The 19,053-nt window shown below is 68.1% G+C and carries 20 protein-coding genes; 7 read left to right on the top strand and 13 right to left on the bottom strand.

Annotation, left to right across the window (positions count from 1 at the left end; genetic code table 11):
- The first annotated feature begins 13 nt into the window (after positions 1–13).
- Positions 14–760: an oxidoreductase gene (locus ACLQ20_RS17195; RefSeq protein WP_327030285.1), complete on the top strand. Its 747-nt coding sequence runs from the start codon at positions 14–16 to the stop codon at positions 758–760.
- A 116-nt stretch (positions 761–876) separates the two neighbouring features.
- Here the strand turns inward: ACLQ20_RS17195 and ACLQ20_RS17190 are convergent, their stop codons facing one another.
- The 8 genes from ACLQ20_RS17190 to ACLQ20_RS17155 form a co-directional block, all read right to left on the bottom strand.
- The gene (locus ACLQ20_RS17190; protein ID WP_151454927.1) at positions 877–1,683 is read right to left on the bottom strand and encodes an HAD family hydrolase; all 807 of its coding nucleotides are present in this window, start codon (positions 1,681–1,683) and stop codon (positions 877–879) included.
- 173 nt (positions 1,684–1,856) lie between these two features.
- Positions 1,857–3,275: a tyrosine-type recombinase/integrase gene (locus tag ACLQ20_RS17185; RefSeq protein ID WP_425856494.1), complete on the bottom strand. Its 1,419-nt coding sequence runs from the start codon at positions 3,273–3,275 to the stop codon at positions 1,857–1,859.
- 11 nt (positions 3,276–3,286) lie between these two features.
- Positions 3,287–3,580 carry a helix-turn-helix domain-containing protein gene (locus tag ACLQ20_RS17180; RefSeq protein WP_425856491.1) on the bottom strand — a complete coding sequence of 98 codons (294 nt, stop codon included), beginning with the start codon at positions 3,578–3,580 and terminating at the stop codon, positions 3,287–3,289.
- Between the two features lie 17 nt (positions 3,581–3,597).
- A complete protein-coding gene (locus ACLQ20_RS17175; RefSeq protein ID WP_425856488.1) occupies positions 3,598–5,379 on the bottom strand; it encodes a replication initiator in 1,782 nt (593 codons plus the stop codon).
- Positions 5,376–6,080 carry a DUF2637 domain-containing protein gene (locus tag ACLQ20_RS17170; RefSeq protein WP_425856485.1) on the bottom strand — a complete coding sequence of 235 codons (705 nt, stop codon included), beginning with the start codon at positions 6,078–6,080 and terminating at the stop codon, positions 5,376–5,378. Before ACLQ20_RS17170 ends, ACLQ20_RS17175 begins: the two co-directional genes overlap by 4 nt.
- A complete protein-coding gene (locus ACLQ20_RS17165) occupies positions 6,077–7,510 on the bottom strand; it encodes an FtsK/SpoIIIE domain-containing protein (protein WP_425856483.1) in 1,434 nt (477 codons plus the stop codon). Before ACLQ20_RS17165 ends, ACLQ20_RS17170 begins: the two co-directional genes overlap by 4 nt.
- Complete coding sequence (locus tag ACLQ20_RS17160; protein WP_425856480.1) at positions 7,501–7,728, bottom strand: hypothetical protein; 228 nt, start codon at positions 7,726–7,728, stop codon at positions 7,501–7,503. The genes ACLQ20_RS17165 and ACLQ20_RS17160 overlap by 10 nt, the downstream gene beginning before the upstream one ends.
- Before the next feature lie 164 nt (positions 7,729–7,892).
- On the bottom strand, positions 7,893–8,321 hold the full coding sequence (locus tag ACLQ20_RS17155; protein ID WP_425856477.1) for a hypothetical protein: 429 nt from the start codon (positions 8,319–8,321) through the stop codon (positions 7,893–7,895).
- Between the two features lie 166 nt (positions 8,322–8,487).
- Here ACLQ20_RS17155 and ACLQ20_RS17150 point away from each other — a divergent pair, with 166 nt between their 5' ends.
- Positions 8,488–8,673, top strand: a complete 186-nt coding sequence (locus tag ACLQ20_RS17150) for a hypothetical protein (RefSeq protein ID WP_425856475.1) — start codon at positions 8,488–8,490, stop codon at positions 8,671–8,673.
- A gap of 27 nt (positions 8,674–8,700) precedes the next feature.
- Here the strand turns inward: ACLQ20_RS17150 and ACLQ20_RS17145 are convergent, their stop codons facing one another.
- The 3 genes from ACLQ20_RS17145 to ACLQ20_RS17135 form a co-directional block, all read right to left on the bottom strand.
- A complete protein-coding gene (locus tag ACLQ20_RS17145) occupies positions 8,701–9,426 on the bottom strand; it encodes a GntR family transcriptional regulator (RefSeq protein WP_425856473.1) in 726 nt (241 codons plus the stop codon).
- A gap of 348 nt (positions 9,427–9,774) precedes the next feature.
- Entirely contained in the window at positions 9,775–10,017 is a 243-nt protein-coding gene (locus tag ACLQ20_RS17140; protein WP_425856471.1) for a hypothetical protein, read from the bottom strand.
- On the bottom strand, positions 10,010–10,267 hold the full coding sequence (locus ACLQ20_RS17135) for a hypothetical protein (protein ID WP_425856468.1): 258 nt from the start codon (positions 10,265–10,267) through the stop codon (positions 10,010–10,012). Before ACLQ20_RS17135 ends, ACLQ20_RS17140 begins: the two co-directional genes overlap by 8 nt.
- 392 nt (positions 10,268–10,659) lie before the next feature.
- On the opposite strand from ACLQ20_RS17135, the gene ACLQ20_RS17130 reads away from it, so the two are divergent.
- From ACLQ20_RS17130 to ACLQ20_RS17115, 4 genes are all read left to right on the top strand, one after another.
- On the top strand, positions 10,660–11,874 hold the full coding sequence (locus ACLQ20_RS17130; RefSeq protein ID WP_425856466.1) for a helix-turn-helix domain-containing protein: 1,215 nt from the start codon (positions 10,660–10,662) through the stop codon (positions 11,872–11,874).
- 24 nt (positions 11,875–11,898) lie between these two features.
- Positions 11,899–12,366 (top strand): NUDIX domain-containing protein, encoded by a 468-nt coding sequence (locus ACLQ20_RS17125; RefSeq protein WP_425856464.1) that lies wholly within the window; start codon positions 11,899–11,901, stop codon positions 12,364–12,366.
- A gap of 755 nt (positions 12,367–13,121) precedes the next feature.
- A complete protein-coding gene (locus ACLQ20_RS17120; RefSeq protein ID WP_425856462.1) occupies positions 13,122–14,858 on the top strand; it encodes a site-specific DNA-methyltransferase in 1,737 nt (578 codons plus the stop codon).
- Between the two features lies 1 nt (position 14,859).
- Entirely contained in the window at positions 14,860–17,349 is a 2,490-nt protein-coding gene (locus ACLQ20_RS17115) for a DEAD/DEAH box helicase (protein ID WP_425856459.1), read from the top strand.
- Between the two features lie 143 nt (positions 17,350–17,492).
- On the opposite strand, the gene ACLQ20_RS17110 is transcribed toward ACLQ20_RS17115, so the two are convergent.
- Positions 17,493–17,744, bottom strand: a complete 252-nt coding sequence (locus tag ACLQ20_RS17110) for a DUF7660 family protein (protein WP_425856456.1) — start codon at positions 17,742–17,744, stop codon at positions 17,493–17,495.
- A gap of 346 nt (positions 17,745–18,090) precedes the next feature.
- Between ACLQ20_RS17110 and ACLQ20_RS17105 the strand changes: the two genes are divergently transcribed.
- Complete coding sequence (locus ACLQ20_RS17105) at positions 18,091–18,501, top strand: hypothetical protein (RefSeq protein WP_425856454.1); 411 nt, start codon at positions 18,091–18,093, stop codon at positions 18,499–18,501.
- A 120-nt stretch (positions 18,502–18,621) separates the two neighbouring features.
- On the opposite strand, the gene ACLQ20_RS17100 is transcribed toward ACLQ20_RS17105, so the two are convergent.
- The coding region (locus ACLQ20_RS17100) for a hypothetical protein (RefSeq protein ID WP_425856451.1) at positions 18,622–19,053 on the bottom strand (432 nt) is incomplete at its 5' end.

Raw genomic sequence — 19,053 nt, 5'->3', positions numbered from 1 at the left:
ATAGCGTGACGGGGTGACCGCTGACCCGCTCGCCCCGCTGCTCGCGCTCGCCGACGTCGCCCCCGCCGTGGAGCGGGCCCGCGAGCGGTTCGACCAGGCCCTGGGGCACCGCGCGCTGCGCCGGCACGGCGGCCAGGTCGCGGCCGAGGTCAGCCTCCGGTCCGCGGTGGCCAGCGCCGCCCTGGAGGGGTACGCCCGCGAGCGCGAGGCGGTCCGCGCCGGGACGGTGACCGAGCCGGTGGTGCAGGGCGCGCTGCGGGTCGCCGGGGCGCTGCCGGGGCTGTCCGAGCTCTGGCCGAAGGCACCCCGGCAGGCGCTGGCCAGGCTGCACGTGCTCGCCGCCCGCGACGTCGTCGACGAGGCCGAGCTTGGCCGTCCGGTGGCCGACCCGGTCGTCGCCGCCCGGCTGGACGGGCTGGCGGGGCTCGTCGCTGGCGGCACGAAGGTCTCGCCGCTGGTGCTGGCCGCCGTCGTGCACGGCGAGCTGCTGAACCTGCGCCCCTTCGCCGGGCCGTCCGGCGTGGTGGCCCGGGGCGCCGCCCGCCTGGTGCTGCTGTCCAGCGGGCTGGACCCACGCGGCCTGCTCGCCGTGGACGTCGGTCACCACGAGCGCGAACCGGAGTACGTCGGCTCGGCCGGCGCCTTCGCCACCGGCACCCCGGACGGACTGCGCTCCTGGCTGCGCCACTACATGGCGGCGGTGGAGGTCGGCGCCGACCAGCTCACCACCATCGGCGACGAGGTCCTCGCGGCGGCCTGAGCTGGCCCGTCCATGCCTTGCGGGTTGCGCGCGGTCGTCGGGTCGGGGCGGGTGTCGGACTCATGGCTCGGCGGACGGGCTCAGGTGGTCGTGCTCGGTCGCCGGGCCGGGCGGGCTCAGGCGGGTGCGGGGGCGGTGCGGGTGCGGCGGTGCCGGCCGTACCAGGCGATGCCGATGGCCACGCCCACACCCACGCCCAGCGCCGCGGCAGCGACCGGGACGGCCGGGCGCTCGCGCAGCCGCCGCCCCAGCGGGATCGGGTGCCGGAACTCCAGCACCGGCCAGGAGTTCTCGACCGCGAGCCGGCGCAGCTGCCGGTCCGGGTTGACCACCGAGGGATGGCCGACGCACTCCAGCAGCGGCCGATCGCTGTACGAGTCGGAGTAGGCGTACGAGTCGGCCAGGTCGTAGCCGCGCTCGGCGGCCAGCTCGCCGACCGCGTCGACCTTGCTCGAGCCGGCCGCGTAGAACTCGACCTCGCCGCTGTAGCGGCCGTCGACCACGCCCATCCGGGTGGCGATCACGTCGGTGATCCCGAGCAGCACGCCGATCGGGCGGACCATCTCCTCGCCGGAGGCGGAGACCAGGACGACGTCCCGGCCGGCGGCCTGGTGCTGCTCGATCAGGGCGGCGGCCTCGGCGTACACGTAAGGGTTGATCAGTTCGTGCAGCGTCTCCGCGACGATCTGGCGGACCTGTTCCACCTGCCAGCCCTTGCAGAGCGCGGCGAGGTAGTCCCTGGTCCTGGCCATGGTCTGCGCGTCGGTGCCGCCCAGCCGGAACATCAGCTGGGCGTACGCCGACTTGACCACGTCACGCCGGGTGATCAGGCCGTCCCGGTAGAACGGCCGACCGAACGCCAGGGCGCTCGACTTGGCGATGACGGTCTTGTCCAGATCGAAGAAAGCGGCACTTCGGCCCACGGCGCGAAAGTCTAGCCGGATGGTCTATGGTCGGCGGGTGCCCGGGGCCCGGCGACCCCTCGGACCTGCGGGCCGGCCCTCCGCCACCCTCGCTCATCGTGATGATGGTCACACTCTGCGAACATTATTTCGCACGGAGTGGAGGAGGCACCACTCGACGTATACAGGTTCGCTCAGGCAGACTTGCTGATGCGACGAGTGTTCACGTCTCGTACGACAGGCAGACCCTCGGCGGTTGCACCCCCCGTGACCGCCGAGTGGGTTCGGCTCGACCCCCCCGGAGCCGAACCTTCGACGACCCCCGTCTCCCCCCGACGGGGGTCGTCCCTTTCCCGGAAGCGCTCCCGACCTGGTAGAGGCACTTCTCCGAGGTCGGTCGGGCGGGGCGCCGGGCGGAAAGTCAGCGAATCGTCAGCGAACGTCAGCCGGACCCGATCGGCGTAGTCGTCCGGGGTGTGCGTATAACGATTGAGCGTCGTTGACGCCTTCTCGTGCCCCACGACCCGCCGCACCACGTTGACCGGCACCCCGTCCGTCACCAGCCACGTGATGTACGAGTGCCGCAGGTCGTGGAACCGCAGCCCTCCGAACGCCGAGGCCGCCACGTGCGCCACCGCCGCCGACTCGTCGGCGAACTCCGCCCGCTGCTCCCGGCCGTCCCGGTCCGGCCACGACGCCACCCACCGGCCCGGCGCCACCTCGGCCACCCGCCCGAGCAGCCCGGCCCGCACCAGCGACGGCAGCCACACCCGCCGCCGGAAGTTCGACCGCCGCTGCGGCCCGCCGTCCCGATCGGCGAAGACCAACGCCCGCCCGTCCGGCACCGCGGTTCCGCGCCGCCGACGCAGCTCGTCGACGAGGAACGGCGGCATCGGCACCGTCCGCACGCCGGCCCGAGTCTTCGGGTACGCCCGCAGCACGATGCCGCCGTGGGTCTCCACCGCCACCTGGGCGACGTGCAGCAACCCCCGATCGAGGTCGACCGCCTCCCAAGGCAGGCCCGCGCACTCACCCCAGCGCAGTCCCGCCCCGGCGGCGACGCAGACGATCGCCCGGTGTTCGGCCGGCACGGCGGGCAGCAGCCGGCCGAAGAACGCCTCCCGGCTGATCGTGCCGGCGCGAGCCTCCCGCGCCCGGTTACGCGGCAGCCGCACTCCCTCGCACGGGTTCACCGCGATCAGGCGCGCCCGGATCGCCGTCTGCATGATCATCGACAGCATCCCGAGGTGCTTCGCCGTCGTCGACGGCGCCAGGGCCCGGCCAAGGTTAGTCACCCACTCCTGTACCGCCAGGTAGTCGATCTTCGCCAAAGGCCAGTCCGCCCACTGCGGTAGCAGGTGAGCCCGCAGCATGGAAGTCGTCCGCTCGGCTGTCCGCGCTTCCACCGACCGCCCGGCGAGCCACCGCTTCACGAACTCGCCGAATCGCATCCGCCCCGCGTGCGGGTCGACGTAAGCGCCCCGGTTGATCGCGCCCTCCACCTCGGCCAGGAAGGCGTTCGCCTCCTTCTTGGTGCGGAACGTCTTCGCCTTCTGCCGGTCGGCCGAGTCCCGCCAGTTCGCGCGGTACGTACCGGCCGGCGTCTTGCTCACGAAGCCCACGATCACCAGCCCCCGCGCGGCGCGTCAGTGCCCGTTGCCGAGAGCTGACCGGAGGCACCATCCAGCCAAGCGTGGAAGCGGCTACGCGGCACCACCCAGCGCCGCCCCAGCCGCTCGGCCGGGATTTGCCCGGCCCGGACCAGCGCATAGGCCGAGCTGACCGACAGGGACAACAGCGCGGCCACTTCCTTGACCGTGTAAACGGCCCGGACCGGTTGCGGCGGGTGGTCGCCGGGGGCGACGTCACCAGCACGAGGCCCGGCCTGCCGAGGCGCGAACGGCACGACGATGGACAAGATTTCCTCCCCAGGGTTCAGGCCGCGAGCGCGGCGGGTTGATCGGTTGCCGAAACGGCGGCGGCTGTTCGTAGCCGGGCCGTGTCGAGGTCTGCACGCCAGCGGATGCGGGCGGAGATCGCGCGCAGGAGTCGGTGTTCCAGGGGCGGCACGTCGGGGTCTTCGGGTCGGGCGAGTTCGAACCGGTACCGCTTCGGCCCGTCCGCGTCGTCGGCGGCCTGGTCGTGCTCGTCGGTGTCGGCTATGCCGCCGGCGAGGATGGCGCGGACCCAGGAGCGGTTGTCGGCGCGGTGGTCGGCGAGGGTCTTGCCGGACCACTGGCGGGAGACGAGGACGCGGCGGCCGGTGAAGCCGAGGGTGGAGCGTTGGTGGACCTTCCCGGTGCAGCGGCCGGGGGTCAAGCCGGCCTTGACCCCGTCGGGCTGGACGCCGTAGAGCAGCCAGTTGGCGCACGTCGGCGAGCACGGCAGGACAGCGAGTTCGGCGTGGAGGCGGTCGAAGTGTGCCTTCTGCGCGTCGGAGCGGGGCTTGGCTTGGTCGGTCAGGTCTTTGGTGACGTACTTGGTGACGTAGCGGATGGATCGTTCGGCGTCCTTGGTGCCCTGCTCGATGCCGCGGGCGTCGATGCGGCCGAGGCGGGCGACGTAGGCGGGGCGGCTGTCGGGTTCTTCCAGGGCGTCGAGGGCTTCGCCCCAGGTGGGTAGCGGCTCGCGCGTCTTGGGGTCGACGTACGCCTGTTGGTCGACGTCCCAGACGGGCGGCTTGTCGACGGGGTAGGCCAGCTCGTCGAACGCCGGCCACCAAACCTGGTGATAGGTGGCCGCCGCGATCTGCTTGAGCAGCCGACGCGGGAGCGTGCCGCGGATGGCGAAGTGCGCGTGTGGGGCGAGGCGCCGTTGTAGCTCCACCGCGCCCGCGTACTGGACGTTCCAGCCGGCGGCGCGGCGGACGTTCTGCCACCACCGGTCGAGGACCCGGGCGAAGTGGATCGCATCCAGGGCGGCCCGCCGGTAGTCGTAGCTGGTCGGGTCGACGGGCGTGCCGAGCACGTCGTCATACGGGCCGTGCCGCTGGCCGCACTCGCAGGGGGCGACGTAGGCGCCGCGTCGCAGGTGGGAGTGCACCGGCCCGTGCGAGCCGAGCGTCAGCGTGATGAGCATCGACGGCCGGTGCGTCTTGCCTGCCTTTCCGGAGTAGGCGCGGCCGACGGTGCGCGGGTCGACCGGCAGCCGGGGTAGGTCTGGGGAGTCCTGCCGCCGCCTGGTCGACCGTTTGCGCCGGGGTCGCTCGTCGCGTTCCTTCGGGGTGAGGTGGCCGCGCAGGCTGGTTTCGGCGAGCGCTTCGTCCAGCTCCGCGATGGCGGTGTCGATCTCGGCCAGTTGGGCGGCCCGCTCGTCCGAGGTCATCGGCTGGTAGTGGACGGCTTCGCGTTCGAACTCCAGGTGTGCCCGGACCCGGACGAGGGCGAGCGCGTCTTCACCAGGGTTGTCGGGGCGGACGGCGGGTTCGTCGGCGAGGTGCCAGCCCTCGCGGATCTGTTGGATGCGCAGTCGCCGGCCCCGCTCCGCGCACGGCTTGCACTTGACGGCGAGGGTCGCCCCGCAGGGCACTTCGACGACCTCGGTGAGGCCGGTGGCGGTGTCGGTGCGGCGCAGGGCGAGGGGGCGGACGCAGACGCCGTTCTGTTCGGCGAGTTGCTTGAGCGCGTCCTTGGCGAGGGGCTTGCGCATCCGGTCCGCCCGCGATCCCGGCCGGGGCTGCTCGGGGGTATCCGTGGGGATGAGTTCGAGTTGGCTCACCGGTCACGCTCCCCGCCGAAGACGCTGCCGTTGCGAGGCGCGAACGCCGCCGCCGGTACGGGCACCAGTCCCGGCCGCCGCTCCACTGGCACCACGGGAATCGAGCGGAGAGCCCCGGGGCGAGGCTGCTCATCGGTGGCCTCCACGGCGACGTTCACCGCCTGGCCCTCGTCGACGACGGCGACGTTCACCGCCTGGTCCTCGTCGGCGACGTCGAAGGGCGGCCGGTCGTCGACCGGGTTGTAGCCGGGCGGGACGTCGCCCCAGCCGTCGGCGTCTGCCTGCTTGTCGACGGACGCCGCCGAGGTGGCGGGGGTGGTGGAGAAGACGAGCTTGGACAGGCCGAGGAACGCCAGCGCCGGCACGGCTGACAGCAGCCACCCGGACACGCCCGGCTTGGCCACGGCAAGCTGTGCCGACAGGGACAGGGCGACGGCGCAGACGAGCAGGAACATCGGGTACCCGACCGACCCGCCGGTGCGGCGGCGCCGCCGGATCGTCAGCAGCGCCGCCAAGGGCAGCAGTTCGGAGATGGCGGCGTTGGCCCAGCCGAACCAGTCCCCCGTACCGGCCGGGGAGTTGGCCATGGTCCAGTCGTGCACGTGGGTGAACGACGCCGCCCCCGCCAGCCCGCCCACGGTCAGGACGATGAGGACCAGGACGACGCCCTCCACCCGGTCTGCGTTCGCGTTGGTCTTCACTTGGTCACCTCCTGCTCGTCGTTGGTGTCGTCGCAGAGTCGGCGGTAGTCGCGGCCGAGTTCGCGGATGTCGTCGTCGTCGAGGTAGGCGAAGCGGACCCGGACGGGTTCGCGGACGCCGTCGAGGACGACGAACCCGACGCCGGGGGCGGATTCGGGGATGCGGTCGCACAGCGCTCCCCGGTCACGGGCACTGTCACCGAGGACCATGTCCACCTGCTCGGGTTCGGTCAGCCGCAGCCCGATGCGGGTCGGGAACAGGTCCCGGAACGGCAGCACGTCCTTGCGCGGGTCTTGGAGCGCGGCGACCACGTGCACGCCGACCGCTCGACCCTGGCTGAGGAGGAGGCCGAGGGCTTCCTTGATCCGGTCACGGACCTTCCGATCGGTGATGTACGCCGTCAACGCCGCCAGCTCGTCGACCACCAGGACGATCAGCGGCTCATCCGGCGTCGGCGTGTGCTGGCGGGCGATCCCGCGCAGTCGGGCCGCCCGCAGCCGCATGCGCTTTACGGCTTCCTCCAGGACGCCGGCCATGCTGTCCGGGTCGTCGTAGGAGAACCGGGCGAACAGCGGCACCCCGGCCGCCAACTCCATCCCGCCCTTCGGGTCGAACGCCCACAGCTCCACCAACCCCGACCGCACGCCGCCAGCCAGGGACCGGATTAGCGACCACAACACCGACCCCTTGCCCGACCCCGTTGCCCCCGCGATCAGCACATGCGAGCCGGTCAGGCGCAGCCGATAGGGCTGCCCGTCCTCGCGCACACCGAGCGCAAGCGCGTCCAGGTCCGGCACCTCGGTTGTTGGCAGGGGCGCCACGGTGCCGGCCAAGGGGTCACGGCGCAGGAACCGGATCACCACCCGATCCGGGCGGGCCATCGAGCGGGCTTGGCCGGTGCGCAGGCGAAAGGCGTAGGCGAGGCGTTCCGCGGCCTGCCCCCAGTCGTCAGGGATCTGCCCCGGCAGCATCCGGACCGTCAGCTCGTCGCCGTACCGGTCGCAGCGCACCCGCAGCAGTTGCGGCACGTACCGTTCACCGGCGAACGCCGTAGCCAGCCCACACGTCGCCATCACCGACGCCCACCGCCGCCGGTAGACCACCAGGGCGCGGACGCGGCTGACGAGCGGGTACCAGCCGAAGCGCAGCCACGACGACGGGTGCCACCGCCACCAGGCCGCACAGGCGACGGCGACCGCCAGGACGACGCCGGCCAGGACCAAGCCCCCGTACTCGACTCGCACCCACAGAGCGGCGACGGTCGGGGTGGTGAGCCACCAGTACCGCACCGCCAGCACGGTGAGGCGGAACAGGCCCCGGGCCAGCCACCAAAACACCAGCAACCAGCCCGGGACCCGCCACGCCGGAAGGCGCACGTTCATCGGCGCCACCGGGATCTTCTCCCCCGGAATGATGTTGATCAGAGGCACAGGTCACCACCCCTGCCAGGACGAGCCAGGGTGGCGATGCACGAGCGGCACGACATGCGCCGCAGGTCGAACCGACGCGGCTTCACCCACTCCTCGCAGCGTGGGCAGCGGATCGCGCACACCCGCGCCGAGGCCGGCGGCAACCGCAGCACGGACCGGACGGCCGCCTCCACCTCCCGGTAGGCGTGGCGCAGGCCGACCAGGCGGGTACGGGACATCAGGACCACCACCCCGACGAGCAGCGGCCCTCAGCGCGGTTCAGGGCAGGGGGAACTACGGTGGGCATCACGCCCTCCTTCACACGTGAGGGATGGGAGAGCGCGGGACGGGCCGGGACTCTTGGCGGGGAAACGACCCGCCCCGCGCGCCAAACAACGACCAGTCAGGCCGCCACCGAACCCGGCATGCTCGACGCCGGCCGGATCGCGGTAGCCCGCAGCGAGTACGCCATACGGGAACGGCAGTCACCCGACGAGCGGCCCGGCTTGCAGCGCTGCGAATCCACGTACGGGGTCAGGGTCAGGCCCTCGAATTCGACCGCCGGCGGGTAGCCCGGCACCGTCGACGGCGGCGGCACCGGCTGCTGCGCCGCCACCACCTTGACCTTCACCTCAGTCGACCGACCGAACTTCCCGGCCTCCGGGTCCAGGTCCATCACCCGCACCACCCAGACCCGCTCTCCGGTCTCCTTGTCCCGCGCCTGGTTGTCCGCCTCACCCCGCCGCTCAAAATCGATCTGCGGCGACACACCAAGGCAAAGAGCCCCGGCGGGGAAGACGTACTCGGACGGGACCGGCACCTTCAACGTCATCGGAACCACTTCGGCAGCCTCCTAGCCTCACCAGTCGTCTTCATGACAACCGGTTGAGCTAACAAGTTACGTCAGCTTGTAAGCACAAGCAAGGTTGAAGGTGAATGGATTGCACAATGTGGAGGGCCGGCCCCGGGTCGCCAGGACCAGCACGGAGGAGAACGTGATGCCGCAGCGGGAAACAGTCGAGCGCCTGACGCTGGTGGACACCGTTGACCGATGGTTCCACCTGGATCAGCCAGTGTTCATCGAGCGCGGGCAGACCTACTGGATCGACCGTACGACAAGCGAACTGTGCGTCGATCGGGGAGACGGGCGAGCTACGCGGACTGCCGGCGAGATGTGCCGCTGAGCCGCCGGCGAGGTTGACGCACGCAGATCAGGAAAGGGCGTAGGTGTCCTCGATCTCGTGGCGGCTGCCGGGCATCACCAGCACCGACGTCATGATCGGGTCGCCGGATGCCTGGTGGACGGTGATGACGACGCTCATAACCGACTCGTCGGCCGGAACGTTCAACGCCTCAGCCTCGACGTCGGTTACCCGGCGGGCGGTCATCCGCTCGGTGGCGTAGTCGGGTCGTAGGCCCTTGTGGCGGGCGATGAGGTCGAGCAGGCCGCCCGGGATCGGGTTCGGCTTGGTGATGTCAGTACCAGCCGCGATATCCACCGGCACGAACGTGGCGACCAGGTCCACCGGCCCCGCCTCGAAGACGGTGCGGCGGCGCCGTTCGTAGACCGGCGTACCCTCCGGGATCTTCAACTCCGCCGCGATCCGCGGTGAGGCGAGTACCGGGCCGACGTGCAGGATCTCCGTCTCCCCGGTCTCGTCCAGCTCGACCGCGTCGCGGGCGTAGTCGGGAGAGGTGCGCCCGGAGGCTGGCCGGCCGCGTACAAAGCTGCCCTTGCCCTGCTGCGACTCGATCCAGCCGTCCTGCTTGAGGATGCCCAGCGCCTTGAGGACCGTCGGGCGGGACACCCCGAACTCCGTACAGAGCTGGTTCTCCGACGGCAGTGCCGCACCAGGGGCGTAGTCGCCATCCTCGATGCGCTTCCGCAGCGTGTTCAACACGCGCAGGTACTTCGGCGTCGGAATCTCGTACGCCATTGCGGGCCACCCCACCTAGGAACGCTGCATGAATATCAGCAGCTTATGAGTTGTTTGCATGACAGAACAAGTCAGCTCAGCCGTCCCGCGTCACACGCCCGACCGCTTTGGCCAGCCACCCCGACCACGACGATGACGCTTCCACCGATTCCGGACGAGTCGCACCCGGCCACCGACGCGGCAGGCACCCGTACCGGCCGAACACCCGCAACGCTGCCTGACGCTGCGGGCACGGCCCCTCCTCGCCACAGGTAGCGCAGCGCCCGTCCCCGCTCGACGGGGTGTGCTGGTCAAGCTGCGCCTGTGCTGCCCGGAGTTGGTCGCGCACCGCACTGGACAGGTAGGTGCTCACCGGACCGCCCCATCCGGCGGGAGCTTGCTCGCGCGTACCAGGATCTGCGCCTGCCGACCGTGACGGCCGGACGGACCGAGTCTGATGCCCTCGACCCAGATCCACTCATCGTCCGAAGGCCGGTGAGCTACCAGCCGAACCCCGGTCACCCACAACGAAATCGGCCCGTCCGACGGCAGAAGACGATCGGCCGCATCGATCTCCAGCACCGCGCCGAGTCGTACCCGAACGTCAAACACCGCGCCTCCTTTTCGCCGGCACCGCGTTGCGAGGCGGCGCGCTCTCGGTCTTGCGTCGCTGGATCTGAAGGCCGGCGATCTGCACGAAGACCTCACGCCGCGCCAGCGCTCTGCCGGTGGCCAGGTCGATTGAGTAGCCGGTGAGCCACACGCAGCCGTGGTACGTCGGCTTGTCACACACCGAGGTCACCCGAAACCACAGCGCCCGGTCGCCGCCGAACTGCACCGACGCCCGACCGTCGATCAGCACCAGGTCGCCCGGTATGGGAACGCCCTGCCGGCACGGGTCTGGTTTGCGTGGCGCCGGGGTGGGCGGGCCATTTACGGGCCGTCGTTCGGGTCGCGGTCCCACGCCAGCACCCACCCCGGGCCAGCCTCAGCAGGTCGCCGTACGACCGGAGCCCGCGCAGTCCAGGCAGGACCGCCGGGCGAGGGAACGAGTCCGCTCCGACCCGCGTCCCACCCCCCGAATGGAGGTACGGGCGAGGGTGTACTTCCAGCCCGCGCCCGAGCAGGATTGGCAGTTGCTCGATACGTTCAGCCCCGTCATGCAGACAGGTTGTGGCACATACCGCTCAGCAACCCGGAAAATCCTTCCGGGGTCTCAGCCGACCGAGGGGAGACAGTGAACCGGTGCCCGGGATGATCAACACCTTGACCATCGGCGAACGCGTCGCCTGGTACCGCCGACGGCGCGGCCTGTCCCAGGAAGTCTTGGCCGGGCTCATCGGCCGTACCGCCGACTGGCTGGGCAAGATCGAGAACAACCGGATCGAGCTGGACCGGCTCTCCGTCATCAAATCCCTGGCCGAAGTCCTGGACGTCTCCCTCGGCGACCTACTCGGCGAACCCTCGCTGCTCGACTGGACCGGCGACAGCGGCACCGAAACCGTCCCCACGCTGCGCGCCGCCCTGATGAACTACCGCACCCTCGGCCCGTTCGATAGCGGCATGGACGCGGAGCCGCCGAGCGTCGCTGTCCTCAGGAAGGAGGTCGGCGCTCTCTGGGACGCCTACCAGGACTCCCGGTTCGGGTACGTCACCGGCCGCCTACCCGACCTGCTCCACCGCGCCCAGGCCGCCGCCGACCACCACAACGGCGACGACCAGGACCAGGCCCGCCGCCTGCTCGGTCTGGCGTACCAGCTCGCAGCTACCCAGCTCACCAAGCTCGGGGAAAGCGACCTCGCCTGGATCGCCGCCGACCGAGGCTTGACCGCTGTCCGCCCCACGGGCGACCCGCTCATCACCGGCTCACTGTTTCGCTCCGTCGGCCACGCTCTACACGCCACCGGCCGCTACGCCGAAGCAGTACGCCTCACCGAGGACGCCGCCGGCTACCTTGAGCCACACCTCAAGCACGCCACGCCAGCGCTGCTCTCTGTCTACGGAACCCTGTTCCTGTCCGGCTCGATGGCCGCCGCCCGATCCAACGACGCCGCCACCACCCGCGCCTTTCTCACCGCCGCCGACGACGCCGCCGGCCAGCTCGGGGCCGACGCCAACCACCTTTGGACCGCATTCGGCCCGACCAACGTCGCTATCCACCGCGTCGCCACCGCCGCCGAGCTGGGCGACCTCCAGGTCGCCATCGACCTCGGCCCGCGCGTCGACACCGCCGGCCTACCGATGGAGCGTCGGGTACGACACGCCATCGAAGTCGCCCGCGCCTACAGCTCGTGGAACCGCGTCGACGACGCCCAGGCCGTCCTACTGGACACCGAACAGATGGCACCCGAGCAGGTCCGCCACCACTTCCTCAGCCGACAACTCGCCCTGACCTGGGTACGCCGGCAGCGCGGCAAGCCTTCGGCCGAACTGGTCGGACTGGCCCGGCGGCTCAAGGTGCTCGACTGAACCCAGCCCATCTAGGCTGCCCTGGTGACGGCCAACGAGATGCCACCCATGGCAACCCCACGCGTCGCCGCTGGCGCCCTCTTCTTCGACAACGAAGGCAGGGTGCTGCTCGTACGCCCCGGTTACAAGAAGCACTGGGACATCCCCGGCGGCTACGTCGAACCCGGGGAGTCACCGCGTGTGGCATGTATGCGCGAGATCGAGGAAGAACTCGGTCTTATTACCGCCGTCGGCCCCATGCTCGTCGTCGACTGGGCGCCAGCCGAGCATGAAGGAGACAAGCTCCTCTTCATCTTTGATGCTGGTTCTCTTACTACAGAGCAAGAGCAGGCCATCCACTTCGCGGACGGTGAACTCACCGAATGGCGCTACGTGACAGCAGAAGACCTAGATAATCACGGACCGCCTCGACTCACGCGGAGACTCCGCACAGCGATCGCTGCGCGCAACAGGGGCAATGCCGCTTATGCGGAGCACGGCAACGCCGTCTAGACCGAAGTTCGACACGGGTTCAAGGCGGTCCTGAACGGGCTGCACGTGCCGCCGCCTGGGCGCGCGTTGGCCACTGCCGCTGTCGCTCTGCGGCCGTCACGCCGGATGCCCGGCGGCTGGCGCGGACAGCGGGGAAGCCCGGAGGGCCACCGCAGGACGACAGGTCGTTGATCGGAGAAGGGTGGGCCGGCAGCCGGCCGGGCCGCGCGGCCACGAGCCCGCGCGGCGTAGGGGAGCGCACGCCGGCCGCGTCGGCGAGCTGGCGGCGGTCGCGGGGTTGCGGTTAGTGCGCCTCCGGCGGGGGCGCTCCGGCTCCAGGATGGCCGGGGCTCCGTCGGCGGGTCACGGCCCGTGGGTGGAGGCGGTAGGCCATCCCGCCCGCCGACGGCCTGGGCGAGCCGAGCAGCCCACCGCCCGGCCCACCAGCGTCCGCACAAGCCGTCACGGTCCGTGCGTCGTGCCGGGCCGGGCGGCGGCCCGACTCCCGGAGGGCGGGTCGACGGCGAACGGGATGGCTGGACGGATTTGGCTGCCTGTTCGGTGGGAGTGCCGGGCTGCGTGAACTGTGGTTGATCGGTATTCGTCGCTTATGGGGTTGGGCGCCGCTTCTGCGCCTTCCACCGGCTTCCCCACAGCTAGCTCCGGCCAGCTTCAGGCTAGCCTCAGCCACCCCTACAATCTTGCAGGATGAAGCCGCCACGTCGCAGCAAGGCAGGTCAATGAAGTCACCCAAGGGACGCCTCGAGCTGACGTGGATGGGCAAGGAGCTGGCCCTCATCCCGTCAGAGCACGGGAAGTACGACTATGCCTGGGTGTCTCCGACAGACCCCCGTGCTCGCGAGGTCAAGAGCATTGACGTCACAGAGCAACTGGGAGAGATGGAGGGACCGACCGGGGCACAGGAGAACATGGTGATCGCGGGCGACTCCGGCGATGCTCTGCGTTCTCTGTCAGCCATCCCGGAGCTGCGTGAGCGGTATGCAGGCAAGGTCAAGCTGGTCTACATCGACCCACCGTTCAACACCGAGCAGACCTTCGAACACTACGCCGACCAGTTGGAGCACTCCATCTGGTTAACGATGATGCGGGACCGCATAAGGGACATCAAACCGCTCCTGGCCGACGATGCCTCAATCTGGGTACACCTCGACGATGCGGAAATGCACCGAATGCGAGTGCTGCTCGATGAGGAGTTTGGTCCGGACAGCTTCGTTGCTGCAATCGTTTGGCAGAAGCGCACGTCCCGCGATAATCGAGCCGCCTTCAGCCCCAGCCAGGACTACATCCTGGTTTATGCGCCTAGCGGCCCTCAAAAGTGGAAACAAACCAGAAATCTTCTGCCTGACCTTGGGCGTTTCTCGAATCCCGACAACGATCCGCGAGGGCCGTGGAGAAGTGTGCCGATGTCAGTGCAGGCTGGCCGTGCCACTGCGTCCCAGTTCTGGAACGTCAGAACGCCGACTGGTGTCGTGCATCCACCGCCTCCGAACCGCGCATGGACATATACCGAGTCGCGTTTCCAAGAGTTCCGGAAGCAGGGCCTGATCTACTGGCCTCGCAACGGGAACGGAAAGCCGCGGCTTAAGAAGTTTTCCTCGAAGGACGACGGTCTCGTACCCTTCACACTCTGGCTATCCTCAGACGTGGACGACAACGCTGGGGCCAAGCGGGAAAGTACCGCGTTGTTTGGGGAGGAGTGCGTCTTCGACACTCCGAAGCCCGAACGACTCTTGGAGAGGATCATCCACATCGCCACTGCACCTGGCGATTTAGTGCTTGACTGTTTTGCCGGCTCCGGAACTACCGCCGCAGCAGCCCACAAGATGGGGCGCCGCTGGCTTGTCGTGGAGTTGCAGGACCGGAACGTGGAGACGTTCATCAAGCCCCGCCTAACTAGGGTGGTGGAGGGAACTGACTCTGTCGGCATCAGCGTAACAACGGAGCGAGTCCCAGTGGATGAACTCCCAGACGGAATGACGCCCGAGGAGGCTCAGAAGTTCACGACCCTGTTAGGAAGGGTCGCCAAGTCGGTCGAGGGACTAGATGAGCAAACCTTAAGAGCACTACGTGTGGCAACTCGAACCAGAGACGAAACCACTGTCCGATGGAAGGGCGGTGGTGGCTTCACGATTGCCCGGGTTGGCCCCTCGATGTACGAGGTAGACGACGAGGATGGCGAGGTCTACCTTTCCGAGGCGGCGACGAACGGTGCCTGGTCTAAGGCGGTGGCCGGGCAACTGAGGTTCAAACTCGCTCCCGACCACCCGGTGTTTTGCGGGAGCCGACAGCGGCAGCGCCTGGCCGTGATCGATGGAGTAGTTGACGAGACCGTCGTCCGTACTGTGGTCGAGCACCTGGGCGACAAAGAGCGGGCGGTTATTGTGGCGAAGGCTGTATTGCCCCAGGCCCAAGAACTTCTTAGCCGCCTATCACCAGGATCGCGGATAAAGAAGGCCCCCGATGACCTATTTCCGAAGGCGACGGTGAAGTGAGATGGGCGTGGAGATCGCATACGACGAGGATCTGATCTTCGAGATCGCGGCGAGATTCGACCTACGCGACCCGAATCGCTTTGCGCTGCAAAAGGTCGTTAAAGCCATTGCGAAGGCCAACGGCAAGATGACGGAAATGGTCGCAGACTTGGCGACAGGAGTCGGCAAGACTTTCCTCATGTCCGCCCTGATTGAGTATCTTGCTCAACAAGGTGCCCGGCACGTCCTCGTCGTAACGCCTGGGAGCACGATTCAGCGTAAGACTTTAGCGAACTTCGATGCAGCAAGTTCAAAGTACGTACCCGGGGCCGACATTGCTCCGGCGGTCATCACTCCGGAAAACTTTCAGATGGCCTCCGTCGGTACGGCTTTACGTGATCCGAATCGCCTAAAGGTATTCGTATTCAATGTGCAGCAGCTGATCCGCCCCACGGATAAAGCGAGCCGTAAGGTTCGGGACCCAGACGAGAATATTGGGAATGCCCTCTACTCCTACCTAAAGCAGGCCAGTGACCTGTTCATTATTGCGGACGAGCATCATATCTACCACGAGAGGGCGAGGTCCTTCTCCAGTGCAATCCGCGAGCTAAATCCCATTGCGCTCGTGGGCTTGACGGCCACGCCGGACCGTGCCGACTACGGCAAGTTGGTCTTCCAGTACACCCTTGGCGAGGCCATTGCGGATGGACACGTCAAGGTGCCGGTGATCGTCTATCGGAAGGACGGCACCAAGGACGAACGTACGCAGCTGCGCGACGCATGCCAACTGCTCGGGCATAAGGAGAGGGCATATGCCCAGTACCGAGCACTGACCCCGGACGTCCCGCCGGTAAAGCCGGTTCTTTTTGTCGTCTGCCAGTCGATCGAACACTCCGCTCAGGTCGGCCAATTGCTCGCTCAGCCCGGTTTCATCGGCGATCCCGGTGCAGTGCTTGAGGTTACGTCCCAGTCATCAGACGAGGCGCTCCAGGCGTTGACAGATGTCGAGGGCCCAGAGTCGCCAATCCGGGCCATCGTGAGCGTCAATATGCTGCGGGAGGGCTGGGATGTCAAGAATATCGCAGTCATCGTTGCACTACGCAAGTTAGCGTCTCAGACGCTGACCGAACAGATTCTCGGTCGAGGCCTACGGCTTCCCTTCGGCCGACGGACTGACTCGCCTTCGGTCGATCAAGTCGATCTCGTGGCACATGACTCTTACAAGGAGCTGCTGGCGCAAAAGGACGTCCTGCGGGAGCGCCTGCAATTGCCGGCATCGGAAATGGACGTTGACGAGCAGGGCGCAGCCAGAACGGCAACCCCAGCCCGCGAAGAGCCAGAGTCCGAGGAGGCCCGTACCGGGTCCAACGATGGCGATGTAGGTAGCGAGGGTCCGACCGGTCCATCTGCTTCCCAAGATGGCCTTTTTGGCGGGCTGGGCGACGGCTACTCGCCGTGGCAAGACGAAGAGGCTGCGGACGGGCTTCTAGCCTTTGACCATACGGACGATCGCCTCAATGCACCGCAGCCCGAGCCGCGCGGGCGGGTCGAGGGAGCGCCTCAGATCATCTTCCCGCGCCGCGAGTCCCGCTTGGTGTACGCGCCGTTTTCCCTCTCGGATATACCGGATGGCGATGCCCAGGCAGCCGGTGCCCGCTTTATCAAGGAGGTTCCAACCTTCATCTACCGGGATGCGCTTGAAGCCACTCGCTGGGGCAAAGACGTCGCAATTAGTGTTATCCCTCAGGCGAACCAGGAGGCGCAACAGGTGCTGGCTGGGCTTGATGTGGTGCGAGATGAGCTGACGAGCGCCATCCTGAACCAGGACGAGGTGCCTAAGGATAAGGCAAGTAAGGGTGCAGCCAGGCGTCTCGTAAGGGCGTTTCTCCGGGGCGCCGGCGTTACTTCCGAGGAGGCCTCCGCGGAGTGGGGGCAGAGGCGCCGTGAGCAGGCCGTGGAGGGCATGCGCACCCTCATCCGCTCGGCGATCTCCAAGCGCCGGACGGAGGTGAGGTACCAACTGGTCCCCGTGGCACTTCCCGTTGAACCAGTAATGATGGATCCGAGCCCCAAAGACGCGTACAACGACAAGTTCGTCAAGCACACGCAGTTTTCGGGCTGGCAGAGGAACATCATGCCCATCGCGTCCTTCGACGCAGGCACAACCGAATGGGAGTTGGCTACTCTGCTAGACCGTGACGACGAAATTCTTTGGTGGTTGCGGGTCTATGTAGGGGGCCCTGCTTTCGTCCCGACAATCGACGGTAACTACTTTCCGGATTTCATCGCCCTCGACAAGGGGGGCATCTACTGGCTCATCGAGGGCAAGGCCGACAAGACCGCGAATGATCCCGATGTGCTGCGGAAAAAGGAAGCCGCCGAGCAGTGGACACGGTCGGTCCGAGACGACGGGGAGTTCGGAACCTGGCGCTATGTGTTTGCTAGGGAGGCTGACATTAGAAGGGCAGCAGGATCTTGGAATGGGCTGCTCGTTGCTACGAACCCAGAATGACGGCTTTGCCGAAACCGTCTCTTTAGGATCAAGGCGCCGCGCAAGCGCGGCGCACCGCAGCCGGCCGCGCCCGCCTGCTGGCGGCCTCCGGCCGGCATCGGCCAGCGCGGCCGGCTGCGGCACAGGTCGTTCTCGGGACTCGACTACTCGTAGACGCAGGCAGCCCGAAGGATGTCTGCTACCAGCGACCAGGTCGGCTGCTCAGGCAGCTCGCGGCCTTGGTTACGTGCCCAGCTGTCCATGCTGCCGATCCAGCGGGATGCGGCTTCGAGGTACCGGGGCAGGTCGACGTTCTCCCAGTAGTCCGGAGGCGTAGCCGACGCCTCTGCGAGCGCCCGAACGTAGGCCGCCAGATCCTCGCGGCTCTTCACCGCGCCAGTGTCGTTGAGATCCATCAGCGGATGATCGCTTACCTGTCAAAGGGCCCGCAGTGGCCCTCCAAGGCCCTCTCGCAAGGCCGTGACGATCGCCGGATCCCCGAGCACCGCCGAGGGTGGGGCGATCGCTGCCGCGCCGCTTCGCGGCTTGCCACTGGGTGCCCGGGTCCAGGCGCGCGGAAAGCCGGCGACACGGCAAGCCGCCCCCGGCCCGAAGGCCGGGGGCGGTGAGCCGTACGCCGCCGGACGACCACGCGCCCATGCAGCCGTGCCAGCTACAAGCCAGTAGCCGGTGTCCCAGACGGTCTGCCGAAAGACGAATGCACGCATGTTGACCGGTCAGCGGCCCGGGAGAGAATCGTCGGTGACGATCGTCGAGCCGCCGCAGGTAGTTACAGAGCAGGCCGTCTTGCAGCTCCTGCACTTGGCCTTCCTGGAGATCCGGTTTTACACGGCTCCGGTAGACGACGATCAGTCGCTGGAGACCTTGCCAAAGCGGCGTAAGCAGATCAACGAACTCGCCGACCTCTGCCATGGGCTACCCGGTTGTGTCGCCCCGGAGCGACGGCATCTGCTGGGCGACAACTTGAGGTACCTGTGGCGTACCTCCTCTGCCCGGAAGCAGCGCTGGATGCGTTCTCGCTGGGATCATCTTGGCTACGACCACCGCTGGCTCACGGACTCGGATGCACCTCGTCGGGCGGACGCAGCAGTCGAAGACACCGGACCGGGGGCCGTGCAGAGTACGTGCAACGATCTTGACTCGTCCGGCTGATGACCGACGCGGACGTCCAGGTCAAGGACATGCTCACTAACCCGACGCAGTCGCCTTCCTAAACCGCTTGCCGAGAGGCGCTACCCAACATTCCTACGGGGCGCTCGGAGCACCAGGGGATCAGATGCGGGTCGGGTACAGCTCTAATCTCACGCTGCGAAGCTCAACCCAGCACCCGGCGGCACCAGGTGGCACTCCGACGATCTCCACCAGCAAGAGGCCGCCGCTGACCCTGACCGTTACGACCTCATCCCCTTCCGCCGGCGGTTCGATCCACCCGCGCATTACTACGGCGTCACCGCGGACACCAACGAAGTCGGCCGCTTCAGTAGCGGGCGCAGCGGATTCGCCCCAGTGCAGCGCATCGGGAATGTCCAGCTCGACGCTGATGTCCTGGCCGGGCACAGGTAGGTCAGCATCGCGCCACACGCCGGCGGCGACCCCAGCAGCGCACGCAAACGTCACTATCGGGGGCGCTGTCGGCTCCGCCTGAAAACTGACCCCGTGGTTCCGGCTGAATTTTGACCCCTTCCGGAAGCATCGGGAGGTGCT

This window comes from Micromonospora sp. DT46 (genome assembly GCF_049841735.1).
Lineage (GTDB): Bacteria > Actinomycetota > Actinomycetes > Mycobacteriales > Micromonosporaceae > Micromonospora > Micromonospora reichwaldensis.
Note: the sequence above shows the minus strand (reverse complement) of the source record. Positions and strands in the feature narration are given on the sequence as shown.